The sequence below is a fragment of the Acuticoccus sp. MNP-M23 genome, from assembly GCF_031195445.1.
In the GTDB taxonomy this organism is placed as follows: domain Bacteria; phylum Pseudomonadota; class Alphaproteobacteria; order Rhizobiales; family Amorphaceae; genus Acuticoccus.
In genome coordinates this window covers 1,372,363-1,386,968 of sequence record NZ_CP133480.1, presented here as the reverse complement: position 1 = coordinate 1,386,968, position 14,606 = coordinate 1,372,363, and the positions used below count along the sequence as shown (strand labels likewise).

Below are 14,606 nucleotides of genomic sequence, written 5' to 3'. Positions count from 1 at the left end.
GTGGGGCTTTCCGGTCGGGCGGTCAGCTGATCCGGCGGAGAAGGGCAAGGAGGGTGGCGCGCTCCGCCTTGTCCAGATCGCCCAGCGTGGCGTCGGTGATCTGGTGCCCCAGCGCCTGAAGTGCCGGCAGGAGCTTGATCCCGTCTTCCGACAGGGCAATGAGCCGGCGGCGGCTGTCGGCAGGGTCGGCAGCGAGGGTGATGAGGGCCTTGGCTTTCAGCCGGTCGATCACGCCCTTGGTGGTGGCGACGTCCATTCCGATCATCCGGCCGAGCTGGTTTTGCGAGCCCTGACCCACCTCGCCAAGGCGGATCAGCATGGCGAACTGGGTTGGCGTCAGGTCGTGTTCCATGAGGGATTGGAACAGCGCCACGTGGCGCTGACCGGCCAGCCGCAAGAGGTATCCGATCTGGTCGTCGAGCCGGTAGGGCGCTTCGCCGGCCATCAGACGACCAGATATTGCTGGGCGATTTCCGGCTGTTCGGCCAGCGCCGCAAACGGTCCGGCAAAGCGGACCTCGCCTTTTTCGATGATGACCGCCCGGTCCGACACCAGCTTGGCAAAGTAGAGATTCTGTTCCGACAAAAGCACCGTGACGCCCTGCCGCTTCATCTCGAGGATCACGCCGGCCATCTCTTCCACAATGCGCGGCGCAATCCCTTCCGATGGTTCGTCCAGCAAGATGAGCCGCGGGTTCCCCATCAGCGTGCGCGCAATGGTCAGCATCTGCTGTTCGCCGCCGGACAGGCGCCCCGCGGCCTGCCGCCGCCGTTCGCCAAGGTTGGGAAACAGGGTGTAGAGCGCATCCTCGCTCCATGTGGCGGTGTTTTCGCGGGGTGGGCGGCGGCCGACCTCCAAGTTTTCTTCCACCGTCAGCGCTGCAAACACGCGGCGGTCTTCCGGCACATAGCCGATCCCCTCGCGGCAGATGCGGAAGGCGGGGGCGCCGGCAATCTCCTCGCCCTCGAAGCGGACGCTGCCCGAACGCGGCCGGACCAGCCCCATGATCGACTTCATGGTGGTGGATTTGCCGGCCCCGTTGCGGCCGAGAAGCGCCACGACCTCGTTGCCGGCGAGAGCAAACCCGACATCGCGCAGGATGTGGGCGCCGCCGTAAAAGGTGTTAAGCGCGGAAACCTCAAGCATTGGCGGCCTCCTCGCCAAACACCGAGCCGCCACCGAGATAGACCTCGCGCACCAGAGGATTGGCGCGGATCTGTTCGCCCGACCCTTCGGCGATCAGCTTTCCGCGGTTGAGCACCAGAATACGGTCGGCATGGGCAAAGACAACGTCCATGTCATGCTCGGTGAAGAGGACGCTGACGCCCTCCTGGTGGACGATGTCCGCCGTCAGCGCCATCAGCGACAGCCGTTCGGACGGGGCCATGCCGGCGGTGGGTTCGTCCATCAGAAGCACCTTGGGGCGGTTGGCGAGGGCAACGGCAAGCTCCAGGCGCTTCAGGTCGCCATACGCAAGCTCGGATGTGGCACGGCCGGCGTCGTCCGCCATGCCGACGCGGGCGAGCAGCGCCTCCGCTTCGGCGCGGTAGAGGCGGGTGGCGCGGGCAAGCATGGAGAGCGTGCGGTGGTGGTGCGAGATCAGCGCCATCTGCACGTTTTCGGCCACGGTCATGGTGGCGAAGGTCTCGGTGATCTGGAAGGTACGGCCCACGCCCAGCCGCCAGACCTTGCGGGGGCGAAGGCCGGTGATGGGCGTATCGCCGAGGTGAACCATGCCCCTGTCCGGCTTGAGGTAGCCGTTCAACATGTTGAAACAGGTGGTCTTGCCGGCGCCGTTGGGGCCGATCAGCGCCAGAAACTCGCCGGTATCCAGCGTGAACGACACGTCCGACACCGCATCCACGCCGCCGAACGACTTGGCGAGACCCTTGACGGTGAGCGCGCTCATGCCGGTGCCTTTCGCCGGAACACACCAAGGAGGCGCGATATTCCCCCGGAAATCCCGTCAGGGGCGAGGAGCACGATGGCAAGGATGATGGCGCCGAAGATGAAGCGCCAATAGTCGAGCCGGGTCACGAAATCCTCGATCAGCACGAAGGCGGCGGCGCCGAACAGCGGCCCGGAGAGCGCCTGAACGCCGCCCAGAAGCACCATGATGAGCCCGTCGATGGACTGGCTGATGGCGAGCGTATCGGGAAACACCGAGCCCTTGGAGAAGACGAAGACGACCCCGGCCAGCCCCGCGAACATGCCGGCGATGATGAAGCCCAGCCATTGGTGGGCGTTGAGGTTGATGCCGATCGCCTCGATCCGGGTTGGCGAGTCGCGTCCGCCGCGCAAGACGTAGCCGAACGGGGTGTGGGCGAGGTGTCGGATCAACAGAAGGCCGCCGCCGCACAGCGCCAGCGCGATGTAGAAGTAGGCGACGTTGCCGGAGGCCCAGCTCGCGGGCCACACGCCGAGAATGCCGTCATCCCCGCCGGTGATCCCCTGCCACTGGAAGGTGATGCCCCACAGGATCTGCGCGGCGGCCAGCGTAAGCATGGCAAGGTAAACGCCCGAAAGCCGCACGCAGAACCAGCCGAAGATCATCGCGCCAAGCCCCGCGACCAGCGGGCCGAACGCCATGGCCGCAAGCATGGGAAGTTCCAGTGCCCGCACTGCCAGCGCCGCTCCGTAGGCGCCCAGCCCGAAATACGCCGCGTGGCCGAACGAAACCATGCCCCCCACCCCCATGATGAAGTGGAGGCTGGCGGCGAACAGCATGGCAATCAGAACATCGGTCAGGAGGACCAGAATGAAGCCGCTCTCGAACGCGGGGAGGGCGACGGCACATGCAATCAACACCGCCGCGACGATGAGACCGCCACGGCCGAGCGGGCGCATCGGCGCCTCCGGCACCGTGGGAGCGCCGTGGGCGGAGGCTGCGGTCCCGAACAGCCCGTAGGGCCGGACCACCAGCACGATCGCCATCACCAAAAATGGCAGGATCAGCGAGATCTGCGGAAAGACGAGCACGCCGAATGCGTTGAGGACCGAAATGATGACGGCGGCAACGAACGCGCCGGTGACAGAGCCCATGCCCCCGATCACCACCACCACAAAAGCCTCGCCGATGATGGACAGGTCCATCAGCAGGCTGGCGGATTCGCGCGGGATCTGGATCGCGCCGCCAAGGCCCGCCAGAAAGGAGCCGACCATGAAGGTGCTGGTGAAAAGCCAGCGCTGGTTGACGCCGAGCGCGCCGACCATCTCGCGGTCTTCGGTGGCGGCGCGCACCAGAATGCCCCAGCGCGTGCGGTTGAAGATCAGCCAGATGATGGCGAGCACCAGCGGCCCTACCCCGATGAGCGCCAGATCGTACTCGGGGATCGGTTCGCCGAAGATCCGCACGGCCTTGGACAGGCCCGGCGCGCGTGGGCCGAGAAGGTCCTCCGCGCCCCAGATGGCCTGCACCACGTCCTGTACGATGAGGACGACGCCGAAGGTGGCGACGAGCTGGAACAGCTCCGGCGAACGGTAGATCCGCCGCAGGATCAGGATTTCGATGGCACCGCCGATGACCGCGACGATGCACGCGGAGGCGAGCACCGAGCCCCAGAAGCCGAAGACGCCAAAATCGAGCGTGGTGATGAGCGTGTAGGCGAGGTAGGCGCCCAGCATGTAGAGCGAGCCGTGGGCAAAGTTCACCACCCGCGTTACCCCGAAGATGATCGACAGGCCCGACGCGATGAGAAACAGCGAAGACGCGTTCGCAAGGCCGGTGAGAAGCTGCGCAAAGTAAAAGCTCATGGGCAGTCTCCGGCGGGGGATGTCATGATTTGGCAGCGCGCAGCAAGATCGCGCCCATCAGCGTTGTTGCGGTGGAAATGAGCTTGCCGAGGTCGAGCCGTTCGCCCAGCGCAAACACGCCGATCATCAGGGCAAAGACGATGCTGGTTTCCCGCAGTGCAGTGACCAGGGCGATGGGGGCATGGGTGAACGCCCAGACCACAAGCGCGTAGGCGGCGAAAGAGCAGCCGCCGCCGATGAAGAACATCCGGCGCCCGTCCGTGACGAGGCGGGGCAGCACGTCCGGCCGCATGAACAGCGTAACCACCCCGAAGGCGAACCCGCTGCCCAGCCCCACATAGGCGTAGAAGCCGAGCGGGCTGCCGGCGGCGCGGGCGCCGAGCCCGTCAACCAGCGAGTAGGCGGCAATGAATGCGCCGGTGCCCAGCGCCAGCACCGCGGCCTTGCGGTTGCGCAGGCCATCCCGTTTGCGCACCAGCGCCAGCGAGATGATGCCGGCGGCAATGAGGAGCACGGCAAGGAGCTGCAACCGGTCGAGCACCACCCCCAGGACGAAGACCGAATAGGCCGTGACGATCAGCGGCGCGCTGCCGCGGGCCATGGGATAGACCTGTGTGAGATCGCCGATCTTGTAGGCCGCCAGCAGGAAGAGCTGATAGCCGAGATGCAGGGCGATGCTGGCGATGATCCAGGGCAGGCTTGCCATGTCCACCGCCGGGGCAAAGGGCAGGACAGCCAGCGCAAACGGCACATGGCCGATGGAGACAGCCGCCATGCCCAGATGCTTGTCCGCACCGCCCTTGACGAGCGCGTTCCAGACCGCGTGGAGGAGCGCGGCCAGCAAGACGGCACAGAACACGGTGGTCGACATCGGCGGGAACTCGATTGGTGAAGGGGTGGGAGCGGCCCGCAAGCCGCTCCGCTCGTCTTACTGCGCGGGGCGCATCTTGGCGGCGTCGGCCTCGCTGGGGAGGAAATCCGCGCCGGGGGCATAGACCCAGTCGACCATGGAGGGCTTGCCGTCCACCAGGGCGGTCTTGCCCACATAGGCGCCCATGGTGGCCTGATTGTCGGCCTTGCGGAACACGAACGGCCCGGTGGGGCTGTCCACCTCAAGGCCTTCCATGGTGGCCAGAAGGTCTGCCGTATGGAGCGACGGCGCGGTCTCGATCAGCTTCTTGATGGTCATCACCGAGTTGTAGCCCACGATGGAGCCGGTCTTCGGCGCTTCGCCCCATTTTTCCATGTACGCCTTTTCGAAGGCGTCGTGCTCGGGGGTGTTCACGTCGTTGCCGGGGTAGCCGGTGACAATCCAGCCGTCCGGAGTCTCGTCGCCCAGCGGCTCCAGATATTCAGGCTCGCCCGACAGGAGCGACACCACCTCGCGCCCGTCGAACAGGCCGCGGATGGAGCCTTCGCGCACGAACTTGGCAAGGTCGGGGCCGAAGGTGACGTTGAAGATCGCGTCCGGCTTGGCGCCTTCCAGCGCGCGAACCGAGGAGCCGGCGTCGATCTTGAACAGCGTCGGCCACTGCTCTTCCACAAACTCCACCTCGGGCTTCAGTGCCTTCAGCTGGGTCTTGAAGGCATCCACAGCGTCGGTGCCGTAGGCGTAGTTGGGGGCAATCGTCGCCCATTTGGTGGCGGGGAGCTTGGCAGCCTCCGCGGCCAGCATGCCGGTCTGCATCCAGTTGGAGGGGCGCAGGCGGTAGGTGTAGTCGTTGCCGTCGGACCAGACGATCGCGTCGGTCAGCGGTTCGGAGGCGAGGAAGAAGATCTTCTTCTGGTTCGCAAAGTCGGCAACGGCGAGGCCGATATTGCTGAGGAAGGTGCCGAACAGGAAGGAGACGCCTTCGCGCGAGGTCAGCTCGTCGGCAATGCGGATTGCGGTGGCGGGGTCGCCGGTGTCGTCCCGGCTGATGATCTCCAGCGGCCGTCCGTCGATGCCGCCGGCGGTGTTGATCTCCTCCATCGCCAGCTCCCAGCCCTTCTTGTAGGGCTCGGTGAAGGCCGGCAGGCGGGTGTAGGAGTTGATCTCGCCAACTTTGATCGGCGTGCCATCCTGCGCGAGGGCGGCCGGGGCGAGCCCGGCAATCGTGCCGGCAAGTGCCAGTGCAAGCGTTACGCGTCGTGTGATCATGGTCGTCTCCCTTGGTGTCGGAGGGGGCTCAGGCGGGGTCGTTTTCGGCGTCCCGGCGATCGCCCGGATCATCGAGGTTCTGCTGGATCCAGCGGTCGCTGAGGTGGATGTCGGTGGTTTCGAGGCGGCCAGGCCCCATGTTGGTGAACTTGTGCGGGACGTTGGCGGGGCCAAGCACAATATCGCCGGCTTTTGCGTCGATCGTGTCGTCGCCGACAGTGTAGCGCACGCGCCCTTCGCGCACGATGAAGATCTCATCATACGGGTGAACGTGGAGCGGTGCGCCGCCACCGGGTTCGGAGGCGTGGAACAGCACCGTCACGTTGGTGCCGAGCGTCAGCCCCTCCACATGGCCGCGCCAGCTCTCGCCGGGTTTCTCCCAGGCAGCGCGGCGAAGCAGCGTTCCGCGACGCTCGCTCACAGGCGGGCCGCCCGGTCAGCGCAAGCCATCGTCACCCACGATTTCCTTCTTGGTGAGGCCGCCGACGCGCGGCAGCGGGCGTCCGGAATCGGTCACCGCGACGGCGACCAGAATCTCGTTGGCACGGGGGGCATCGTTGAGGCGCACCTCGATCCCGTCGAAGTGCGAGCGCACATAGGCGGCATTCTTGTGGCCAAGGGGGACGTCCAGGACCTGTCCGGGGCCGCCCATCTTCTTTGAGGAGGGGACGAGGGCCTTGCCGCCGCCCACCTCGTCGCGCAGGGGCGCGCCGAGCTTGGGGTGGAGGATGGCGGCGGCATGCTCCAGCTCGCCGTTTTCGCCCACTATCGCGGCCTTGCCGTAGCTTTCGACCCGCTCCGGCGCAATGCCGAGCGCCTGCACGGCGCGGTTGCCGAGCATGGCCCCCATCTCGGCACCGATCTCCATCAGCTCCGACAGGTCGTGCTGATAGGTTCCGGCGAACGGGTTCTCGATCACGGCGATGGCGGCGGCCCGGCGCGTTGCGGGGGCGATGGTGCGGCCCATTTCCAGGTGCGTCTCGTCGAGAAAGACGGCGATCTTGCGGACTTTGGCGCTCATCGGTCGGGATTGCCTTGGGTGATGATTGGGAAATTGAGGAATGTGCCGACGGTGCGGCCTTCGCCAGCCAGGATCAAGGCTGTCGCCGCGATCAGCCCCTCTGCCTGCATTTCGCGTGCAGCGGATGCGCCCCGTTCCAGCGCCTCGGCCACCTCGGCGCGGGACAGCGGGCCGACCGCGGTGGTGACGGGGCGGGTGCCGAGGTCGCTGTCCGGGTCCAGCAGATTGGCAGGCGTGCGGATGATGGCAGGGCTTCCCGGCAGGTCGACGGCGTTGGCAATGAGGGTGGCGGCGGCGTCCGCTTCGGCAGCGCGGGGGGCAAGCACCGTCACGCTGTCGGCAATTCCGAGCGAGAGGCTGCGGCCGTGGCGGCCGGAGGTTGCGATGCCGCCGATCCCGTCCCCGGCGCTGATGGCAATGTGGCCCGCCGTCGATCCATCGCCCAGCGCAATGCGTGCGTCGGCCTTTGTGCCGGGGGCCAGATGAAGCGCAATGTCGCCGCCGTTGTTGACGATGGCGCGGGTGAGGGGGGCCGCTGCAATCATCGCGACCAGAACTTCGTCCGCCACGGCGCCGGCAACGGCGGCCATCGGGGTCACGAAGGCGGTGTGAGGGGCAACGGCCCTGGTCATCCGCGCGCCGACAGGGGAGGCGCCGATGCCGCCCGCGGTGCGCAGCGCAGGGAGTTCGGCTGCAAGTTCGGCCAGAATGGTGGCGAAACGGGCGGTGGCGGCGGCTTCGGCAACGGTCACGGCGTCCGCGGCGCCCTCGGCGCTGATGACGAGGTCGATCGGACCGTGTGACAGGTGGAGACGGCCATCGGCAAGGCGGTGCGCGCTGGCCCGTTCCATCACGCGGCCTCGCCGTTTTCGGTTCGCACGCCGGCGGGCATCCCCTTTGCCAGCACGTCCTCAAGGCTTTGCACCTCGTTGATGTAACCGCCGAGCGCGGCGTAGTCGCTTCGCCGCAGGGTAAACTCGATGGGGGCGACCAGCGCCGGTGTCGGCACGGAGCCGAATGCGTTTTCGGGCATGGCGAGCACGTCGGCCATCACCGTGATCCCGCCACCCGGCCACACGAATGCCGGTGCCCCGCCCACCGTGACGCGGGTGAGCGCGGCCTTCACCGAGCGGGTGAGCCTCACAGGGTTTTCCGTCACACCGGCGCGCAGCGACCCGCCTGCGCCCCCCATGAAGAGCACCGACGCCGTGGCCGGTTCGCAATTTTCCGAAATGCGCGCCACCACCGCCTCCAGTGCCGTGGTGAGGTCGGTGGGGACGGGCTCCAGCGCCTCATTCAGCGTGTAGTAGGCGGATTGTTCGCCGGTGGTGGAGACCATCAGCAGGCGCATGCCGGGCCACGCGACCTTGGGGTTGAACGGCCCCAAAATCTCCAGCGGGTCCGCAATGTCCGTGCCGCCCCACGACGTGCCGGGCCCGGCAACCTGGAAATACCGCCCCGGCGTCGACTTGCGGCCCTTCAGCTTGATGCCGGTGGGCGGCACGTCGAGCAGTCGCCCCGCCTGATGCTCGGACAGGACGCCGGTGATGTGGTCGTCCACCACCACCACATCGTCCACCAGCGGCGCCCACTGGCGGGCGAACATGCCGATGGTCGCCGAGCCGCAGCCGACGCGCATCCGCGCTTCTTCCGTGCCGTTGATCACCGGCGCCTTGCCGGCCGCGATGACGAGACGGGCGCCGTCCTCGACCTCCATCTCGACCGACTGACGGTTGCACAGCGCCAGAAGGGTCGCGCAGGTGACGCGGCCCTCCTTCTTGGAGCCGCCGGTGAGATGGTCGACGCCGCCCAGCGAGAGCATTCGCGAGCCGTATTCGCCGGTCATCACATGGCCGACGGGCTCGCCGTCCACGCGCACGATGGCGCGCTCCTCGCCGATGTGGCGGTCGGTGTCGATCTTCACCTTCACGCCGCAGTAGCTGAAGATGCCTTCGGTCACGACGGTGACCATGTCTTCGTCGCCCACCTTCTGGCTGACGATGAAGGGGGCGGGCTTGTAGTCCGGATAGGTGGTGCCGGCGCCGATGGCGGTGACGAACTTGGCGCCCGACGAAAACGCCTCGCCCTCCCAGTCCTGAGCGCCCGACAGGAAGGGGACGACGCGCTGGTCGTCGCCAGCGATGTCCAGCACGGTCAAGGGGTCGAGGCGGACGAGGTTGCCGTCGTGGTTGGCGTACCGGTCGCATGCGCCCGTCCGCCCGTCGGCAATGTAGCAGAGCACCGGGCAGGCATCGCAGCGGATCTTTTCGGCGGCGGTCATGGCCTGGCGGCCTTGATGGCGGCACGCACCCGGTCCGGTGTGGCGGGCACATCCGTGAGGCGTGCGCCGGTGGCATGGCGGATGGCGTTGAGGATCGCCGGTGCGGTGGGGATGAGGCAGTGTTCGCCAAGGCCCTTGGCGCCATACGGGCCGTGCGCGTCGGCCTCCTCGATGATAAGCGTTTCCACCGGCGGCATGTCGCCGATGGTGGGGATCAGATAGTCGTGCAGGTTCTCGGTGCGGCCGGGGATGTATTCTTCCATCAGCGCCATGCCCATGCCCTGCGCAATGCCGCCCTCCACCTGGCCCTCCACCAGCGCCGGGTTGATGGCCTTGCCCACGTCGTGTGCGGCGGTGAACTTGATGAGCCGCACACGCCCCAGCGCCACGTCGACTTCCAGCTCCACCAGATGTGCCGCGTAGCCGAACACGGCGTAGGGCGCGCCCTGACCGTTCTCGTCCAGCGGTTCGGTGGGCGGATCGTAGCTTTCTGCAACCACCAGTGCGTACGGCCCCTCGGCGGCCGGCAGCTCGATGATCTGCTTCCGGTCGCCGTCGACCACCGCCAGGCCCCGGCCGGGGACGATCTCGGCATCCGGGCCGGCATTGGCAAGGCGCAGCAGAGCCGCGCGCAAACTTTCGCCGGCGCGTTTGGCGGCGTTGCCGGAAATGAACGTCTGCCGGGAGGCGCTGGTCTTGCCGGCATCGGGCGTCACGTCCGTATCAGGGCCGACGAGGGTGATGGCGGCCACCGGCACGCCGAGCGCCGTGGCGAAGATCTGCGCGATGACGGTGTTGGAGCCCTGGCCAAGGTCGGTGGCGCCCTGGTGGAGGACGATGGTGCCGTCCGCCGTTACCCCCGCCTTGATGGTGGAGGGGTTGGCCATGGAGGTGTTGCCGCAGCCGTACCAGCCGCAGGCAATGCCGGCGCCGCGGCGCAGCGTAGCGGTCGAAAGGGCTTCGGCATCGGCCCGCGCACGCTGCCAGTGCGGCCTCAGCGCCTCCAGGCACGCCGCAATACCGACGCCCTGTTCAAACACCTGCCCGCACACGGTGGGCGTTCCGTTGCGCAGGACATTGGCGAGGCGGAATTCCAGCGGATCGTGGCCGAGCGCCAGCGCAAGATCCTCGAACAGCACCTCCTGCGCGATGGCCGATTGCGGAACGCCAAAGCCGCGAAAGGCGCCGGACGGCGGGTTGTGGGTGTGGATCGCCTCGCTGGTCGCCTCGTAGTCGGCCACGCCGTAGGGGCCGGAGGCGTGGACGGGCACGCGGTTGGCCACCGTCGGCCCCCAGCTGGCGTAGGCGCCGGTGTCGAACACGCCGTGGAAGGCAAAGCCGCTGATCCGGCCGTCCCGTGTTGCGCCGATCCGCGCGTGGATGGTGGCTGGGTGCCGCTTGGTGGTGGACTGCATCGATTCGGTGCGGGTGTAGGCGATGCGGGCCGGTCGGCCCGTCTTCAAGGCGGCGATGGCCACGAAGGGCTGGACCGAAAGGTCGAGCTTGGAGCCGAAGCCGCCGCCGATCCCGGTGGGCACCACGCGCACATCCGCCAGCGGCCGGCCGAGGATGGCGGCAAGGCCTTCCTGGTCCATCACCGGGGCCTGCGTGCAGGCATGGACTTCGATGCGCCCGTCCACCACCTGCGCGAACCCGGCTTCCGGCTCGATATAGGCGTGCTCGACGAAGGGCGTGGTGAAGGTGCCCTCAACCACAATGTCGGCGCGGGCAAGGCCTGCGGCGGCGTCGCCATGGCGGACCGCGCCGCGGCACATGACATTGCCGGGGCGGCTGCCATGGATGCGGGGCGCCGTGTCGGCCAGGGCAGCGACCGGGCTTTCCAGCGCAGGCAAAGGTTCCCACGACACCGGAAAGGCGGCAAGGTCGAGCGCCGCAACCACCGCCGGCTCGCCGACAATGGCGGCAATGGCCTCGCCGCGGAAGCGGGCGGTGCCCTCGGCAAACACCGGCTGGTCGGCAAAAGGCGGGATCACGCCGAAAATGTTGCTGCCCGGCACGTCGCGCGCGGTGAGAATGGCGGCAAGGCCGGTTGCGTCGCGGTAGGCGGTGAGATCGCCCAGTGTGAAGGCGGCGTGGGCGTGGGGCGAGCGCACCACCTTGACGACCAGCGTTCCCTCGGGCGCGACATCGTCGCCGAACCGCTCGGTTCCGGCCACCTTGGCGCGGCCGTCGATCCGGGGGATCGCGTCGCCGACGCGGCCCTCGCCGTGGACCGCCGGGGCGCCGGCCACATCGAGAACCGCGGCGATGATCTTGCGGTAGCCGGTGCAGCGGCAGAGGACGCCGGCAAGCGCCTCCTCCACGGCACTGGCGGTTGGGGCCGCATCATGCTCGAGCAGGGCCGCGGCCGACACGAGCATTCCCGGCGTGCAGATGCCGCATTGCGCGGCCCCGTGCCTTTGAAACGACGCGCCGAGGGCAGCCCCCAGCGGCGAGGCCGCAAGGCCGGCCACAGTGTCGACGGCGCGCCCCTCGGCCTGCCCGGCACTGACGAGGCAGGCGCAGACCGGCTCGCGGTCCAGAAGCACGGTGCAGGCGCCGCAGTCGCCCGCATTGCAGCCGACCTTCACGTCACGGGCGCCGAGCCGCTCGCGCAGCACCTGGCTGAGCCGTTCGCCTGGCGCGCCATCGTGTGCCACCGCAACGCCGTTGAGGGTGAACGAGGCGGCAGCTTCCGGCGCGCTGCGGACGGCAGCATCGCTCATGACGGGACCTCACCAGCAGATTTCAGGGTGCGGCGCACCAGCTCCAGCGCAGCCTCCATCCGGAACGGGGCGGAGGCGCGCACATCGCCGATGGGCGCAAGGTCCGCGAAATGATCCGCCGCCACCGCGCAAGGTGCATCTGCCACCAGCGTGCCGGCCAGCGCGGCTTCCAGCGCGGGAAGCCGTGCGGCAACGGCCGAGCACGCCCCCACGGCAACGCGGGCTGCGCTGATGTGCCCGTTTTCTGTCTCCAGAACGGCAGCGGCCATGGCGATGGAGATGACCAGATAACGCCGGGCGCCGAGCTTGACGAACGCGCCGCGCGCCGCCGCGCCGTGCGGCGGGATGAGAATTGCCGTCACCATTTCACCCGGTGCAAGGCTGGTCTGGCGGACACCGGTGAGGAAGGCGGACAGCGGCTCCGTGCGTAAACCGCCGGAGCCTGCCACCTCGATGCTGGCGCCCAGAGCCAGCAGGGCCGGCACGCCGTCTGCCGCAGGAGAGGCATTGCACAGGTTGCCGGCAATGGTGCCGGTGTTCTGGATCTGCACGGCGCCAACCTCGCGCGCGGCGGCCTTCAGCCCGTCGAATGCCGGGGGGAGGGGGGCGCGCACGATGTCGGTCCAGGTGGTGGCGGCGCCGAGGCGCCAGCCGCCTTCGTGCGGGGTGATGGCGCGCAGGCCATCGATGCGGGTGATGTCCACCACGGGGAAGTTGAGCGGGCGGTCGCCAAGCGCTGCGTAAAAGTCGGTGCCGCCCGCAAGAATGCGTGCGTCCGCCACGCAAAGCGCAGCCAGAGCCTCGTCAACAGTTCGCGGGCAGTGATATGACATTCACCCGTCCTGATCGTTGGTATACGAACGTTAAGCCGCGCTCAGCGAAGTTGTCAATTTGGAATAATGCGCGACAACGCACGGCGGGCGGTGAAGGAGCGGAATTGAACGCATCGAACACTTCGGCACCGCAAGACACGGCGCAGGTGCCGCCTGCCACCGGCGTGGCTGCGGTGCACGCCGCATCCGAGGTGATTGCCGTGCCGGCTCACCCTGCGGCACCGGCCGTGCCCGCTGCTCGGCCGTTGCTGGCGGTGGGGCTGATTGCGCTGGCCTCCGCGCTGGTGGCGATGACGACGGTGCTCGCCAAGGCGCTCGGCACGCCTGTTTTGGGTGCGCCGCTGCATCCGCTTCAGATCACCAACGGCCGCTTTCTGTTTGCGCTGGGTGCGGTGGCGCTGGTGGCCGCTGCCGTGCGGGCGCCGTTCACGCGGCCGGCGCTGCCGCTCCACGCGCTGCGCGCCGTTTGCGGGTTCAGCACCGTCACGCTGATGTTCATGGCGGCGACCCTGATCCCCCTCGCCGACGCCACCGCGATCTCGTTCCTGAGCCCGGTGGTGACGCTGGTGCTGGCGGGCCTCATCCTGCGCGAACGGGTGGGCCGGTGGCGCTGGATTGCGACGTTGATTGCACTGTCCGGCGCGTTCGTCCTCTTGCGGCCGGGGGAGGGCGCCATGTCCCTCGGCGCGGTGGCGGCGCTGGGAGCGGCGCTCTTCATGGGGCTGGAGCTGACGATCATCAAGCGCCTGTCGGGGCGCGAGCCGCTGTTGCAGATCCTGCTGCTGGCCAACGTCTTCGGGCTGATCCTGTCGTCGGTGGCGGTTTTGCCGGTGTGGCGGATGCCGACGCCCGGCCAGTGGCTGGCGCTGTGGGCGCTGGGCACGCTGATGCTGGGCGCGCAGATGTGTTACACTGCCGCCATGAAGCGGGCCGACGCCAGCTTTGTGGCGCCGGTGGGCTACACCACGCTCATCTTCGCAGCGGTGTACGACATCGCGATCTTCTCGGTCTGGCCCGACCTCGTGAGCGTGGCTGGCGCCGGCCTCATTCTCGCCGGCGCGCTGGTGCTTACGACCCGCGCGCAGCGGTGAGCTGGGTCGGCATCACGGGCACCGTCTCCCGTTCGGAGCGGGCCAGAAGCGCAACGCCCAGCGCCTGCGCCGTAGCTGCCTGCACGGGGTCGATCACCGGAACGCCCATGGCGCGGGCCAGCGGGGCGCGGTGCTTCACCATGCCGGCGCAACCCAGAATGATGGCTTCGGCGCCCTGTTCGAGGAGACGCTCGGCAGCGGTCTGGACGGCGGGGTAGGCGGATTCTTCCTCCGCGTCGGCGACACTCATGTGGAGCGGCGCCGAGCCGGCCCAGCGCGCGGTCACGCCCATCTCGCGAAATGCGCGCGACTGCCGCCGGATGGAGGCAGGCCCCAGCGCAACCACGCCGAAGCGGTCGCCCAGCGTGAGTGCGCTGAACACGGCGCATTCGCGGATGCCGAGCACGGCGGCGCCCGTCGCCTCGCGGCAGACGGCGAGGCCGGGGTCCGAAAAGCAGGCGATGATGAACGCGTCAACGTCCCGCCGCGAGGCGACGATGTTGCGCAGCGGCAGCGTCACGGCTTCCACGTCGGCCTGGGATTCAACGCCGAAGGGGCCGGTTGTCAGCGTGATGCACTCGACTTCGGGCCCGCCATGGACCTTGTACGGGGTGACGGCGCCTGCCATGCCGTCGGTCACGGCCTGGTTCGAGTTCGGGTTGATGAGAAGGATTTTTCCCAGCATTCGCGTCGGCTCCCGTGTGACAAAATGGCGTGGGCTTGGTGGATCCGGCAAGCCCGCGCGCTGACAACTGGTGACA

General features: G+C 68.2%; 14 protein-coding genes. 1 reads left to right on the top strand and 13 read right to left on the bottom strand.

The features are described 5' to 3' along the window. Positions 1 to 22: 22 nt before the first annotated feature. The 12 genes from RDV64_RS06575 to RDV64_RS06520 are packed head-to-tail and all read right to left on the bottom strand — an operon-like array spanning position 23 to position 12,754. Positions 23 to 445 (bottom strand): MarR family transcriptional regulator, encoded by a 423-nt coding sequence (locus tag RDV64_RS06575; RefSeq protein WP_309198471.1) that lies wholly within the window; start codon positions 443 to 445, stop codon positions 23 to 25. Further along, a complete protein-coding gene (locus RDV64_RS06570) occupies positions 445 to 1,146 on the bottom strand; it encodes an ABC transporter ATP-binding protein (RefSeq protein ID WP_309198470.1) in 702 nt (233 codons plus the stop codon). The genes RDV64_RS06575 and RDV64_RS06570 overlap by 1 nt, the downstream gene beginning before the upstream one ends. After that, the gene (locus RDV64_RS06565; RefSeq protein WP_309198469.1) at positions 1,139 to 1,909 is read right to left on the bottom strand and encodes an ABC transporter ATP-binding protein; all 771 of its coding nucleotides are present in this window, start codon (positions 1,907 to 1,909) and stop codon (positions 1,139 to 1,141) included. Before RDV64_RS06565 ends, RDV64_RS06570 begins: the two co-directional genes overlap by 8 nt. Next, positions 1,906 to 3,753 (bottom strand): ABC transporter permease, encoded by a 1,848-nt coding sequence (locus RDV64_RS06560; protein ID WP_309198468.1) that lies wholly within the window; start codon positions 3,751 to 3,753, stop codon positions 1,906 to 1,908. Before RDV64_RS06560 ends, RDV64_RS06565 begins: the two co-directional genes overlap by 4 nt. A 22-nt stretch (positions 3,754 to 3,775) precedes the next feature. Next, the gene (locus tag RDV64_RS06555; RefSeq protein WP_309198467.1) at positions 3,776 to 4,624 is read right to left on the bottom strand and encodes a DMT family transporter; all 849 of its coding nucleotides are present in this window, start codon (positions 4,622 to 4,624) and stop codon (positions 3,776 to 3,778) included. A 57-nt stretch (positions 4,625 to 4,681) separates the two neighbouring features. Next, entirely contained in the window at positions 4,682 to 5,893 is a 1,212-nt protein-coding gene (locus RDV64_RS06550; RefSeq protein WP_309198466.1) for an ABC transporter substrate-binding protein, read from the bottom strand. A gap of 28 nt (positions 5,894 to 5,921) precedes the next feature. Next, positions 5,922 to 6,314, bottom strand: coding sequence for a cupin domain-containing protein (locus tag RDV64_RS06545; RefSeq protein WP_309198465.1), 393 nt, complete (start codon positions 6,312 to 6,314; stop codon positions 5,922 to 5,924). A 15-nt stretch (positions 6,315 to 6,329) separates the two neighbouring features. Further along, positions 6,330 to 6,914 (bottom strand): amino acid synthesis family protein, encoded by a 585-nt coding sequence (locus RDV64_RS06540; protein ID WP_309198463.1) that lies wholly within the window; start codon positions 6,912 to 6,914, stop codon positions 6,330 to 6,332. Then, the gene (locus tag RDV64_RS06535; RefSeq protein ID WP_309198462.1) at positions 6,911 to 7,765 is read right to left on the bottom strand and encodes a UPF0280 family protein; all 855 of its coding nucleotides are present in this window, start codon (positions 7,763 to 7,765) and stop codon (positions 6,911 to 6,913) included. Before RDV64_RS06535 ends, RDV64_RS06540 begins: the two co-directional genes overlap by 4 nt. Then, a complete protein-coding gene (locus RDV64_RS06530) occupies positions 7,765 to 9,195 on the bottom strand; it encodes a 6-hydroxynicotinate reductase (protein WP_309198461.1) in 1,431 nt (476 codons plus the stop codon). Before RDV64_RS06530 ends, RDV64_RS06535 begins: the two co-directional genes overlap by 1 nt. Continuing rightward, positions 9,192 to 11,921, bottom strand: coding sequence for a molybdopterin cofactor-binding domain-containing protein (locus RDV64_RS06525; protein WP_309198460.1), 2,730 nt, complete (start codon positions 11,919 to 11,921; stop codon positions 9,192 to 9,194). Before RDV64_RS06525 ends, RDV64_RS06530 begins: the two co-directional genes overlap by 4 nt. Beyond that, positions 11,918 to 12,754 carry an FAD binding domain-containing protein gene (locus RDV64_RS06520; protein WP_309198459.1) on the bottom strand — a complete coding sequence of 279 codons (837 nt, stop codon included), beginning with the start codon at positions 12,752 to 12,754 and terminating at the stop codon, positions 11,918 to 11,920. The genes RDV64_RS06525 and RDV64_RS06520 overlap by 4 nt, the downstream gene beginning before the upstream one ends. Before the next feature lie 104 nt (positions 12,755 to 12,858). On the opposite strand from RDV64_RS06520, the gene RDV64_RS06515 reads away from it, so the two are divergent. Further along, positions 12,859 to 13,845: a DMT family transporter gene (locus tag RDV64_RS06515; protein WP_309198458.1), complete on the top strand. Its 987-nt coding sequence runs from the start codon at positions 12,859 to 12,861 to the stop codon at positions 13,843 to 13,845. On the opposite strand, the gene RDV64_RS06510 is transcribed toward RDV64_RS06515, so the two are convergent. Then, a complete protein-coding gene (locus RDV64_RS06510; protein ID WP_309198457.1) occupies positions 13,823 to 14,530 on the bottom strand; it encodes an aspartate/glutamate racemase family protein in 708 nt (235 codons plus the stop codon). The two genes, RDV64_RS06515 and RDV64_RS06510, sit on opposite strands and share 23 nt — an antisense overlap. Between the last annotated feature and the right edge of the window lie 76 nt (positions 14,531 to 14,606).

Bases quoted from the DNA above. Each gene is read 5' to 3' on its own strand.
- RDV64_RS06575 (WP_309198471.1), bottom strand. From the start codon at position 445: ATGGCCGGCGAAGCGCCCTACCGGCTCGACGACCAGATCGGATACCTC.
- RDV64_RS06570 (WP_309198470.1), bottom strand. From the start codon at position 1,146: ATGCTTGAGGTTTCCGCGCTTAACACCTTTTACGGCGGCGCCCACATC.
- RDV64_RS06565 (WP_309198469.1), bottom strand. From the start codon at position 1,909: ATGAGCGCGCTCACCGTCAAGGGTCTCGCCAAGTCGTTCGGCGGCGTG.
- RDV64_RS06560 (WP_309198468.1), bottom strand. From the start codon at position 3,753: ATGAGCTTTTACTTTGCGCAGCTTCTCACCGGCCTTGCGAACGCGTCT.
- RDV64_RS06555 (WP_309198467.1), bottom strand. From the start codon at position 4,624: ATGTCGACCACCGTGTTCTGTGCCGTCTTGCTGGCCGCGCTCCTCCAC.
- RDV64_RS06550 (WP_309198466.1), bottom strand. From the start codon at position 5,893: ATGATCACACGACGCGTAACGCTTGCACTGGCACTTGCCGGCACGATT.
- RDV64_RS06540 (WP_309198463.1), bottom strand. From the start codon at position 6,914: ATGAGCGCCAAAGTCCGCAAGATCGCCGTCTTTCTCGACGAGACGCAC.
- RDV64_RS06535 (WP_309198462.1), bottom strand. From the start codon at position 7,765: ATGGAACGGGCCAGCGCGCACCGCCTTGCCGATGGCCGTCTCCACCTG.
- RDV64_RS06530 (WP_309198461.1), bottom strand. From the start codon at position 9,195: ATGACCGCCGCCGAAAAGATCCGCTGCGATGCCTGCCCGGTGCTCTGC.
- RDV64_RS06525 (WP_309198460.1), bottom strand. From the start codon at position 11,921: ATGAGCGATGCTGCCGTCCGCAGCGCGCCGGAAGCTGCCGCCTCGTTC.
- RDV64_RS06520 (WP_309198459.1), bottom strand. From the start codon at position 12,754: ATGTCATATCACTGCCCGCGAACTGTTGACGAGGCTCTGGCTGCGCTT.
- RDV64_RS06510 (WP_309198457.1), bottom strand. From the start codon at position 14,530: ATGCTGGGAAAAATCCTTCTCATCAACCCGAACTCGAACCAGGCCGTG.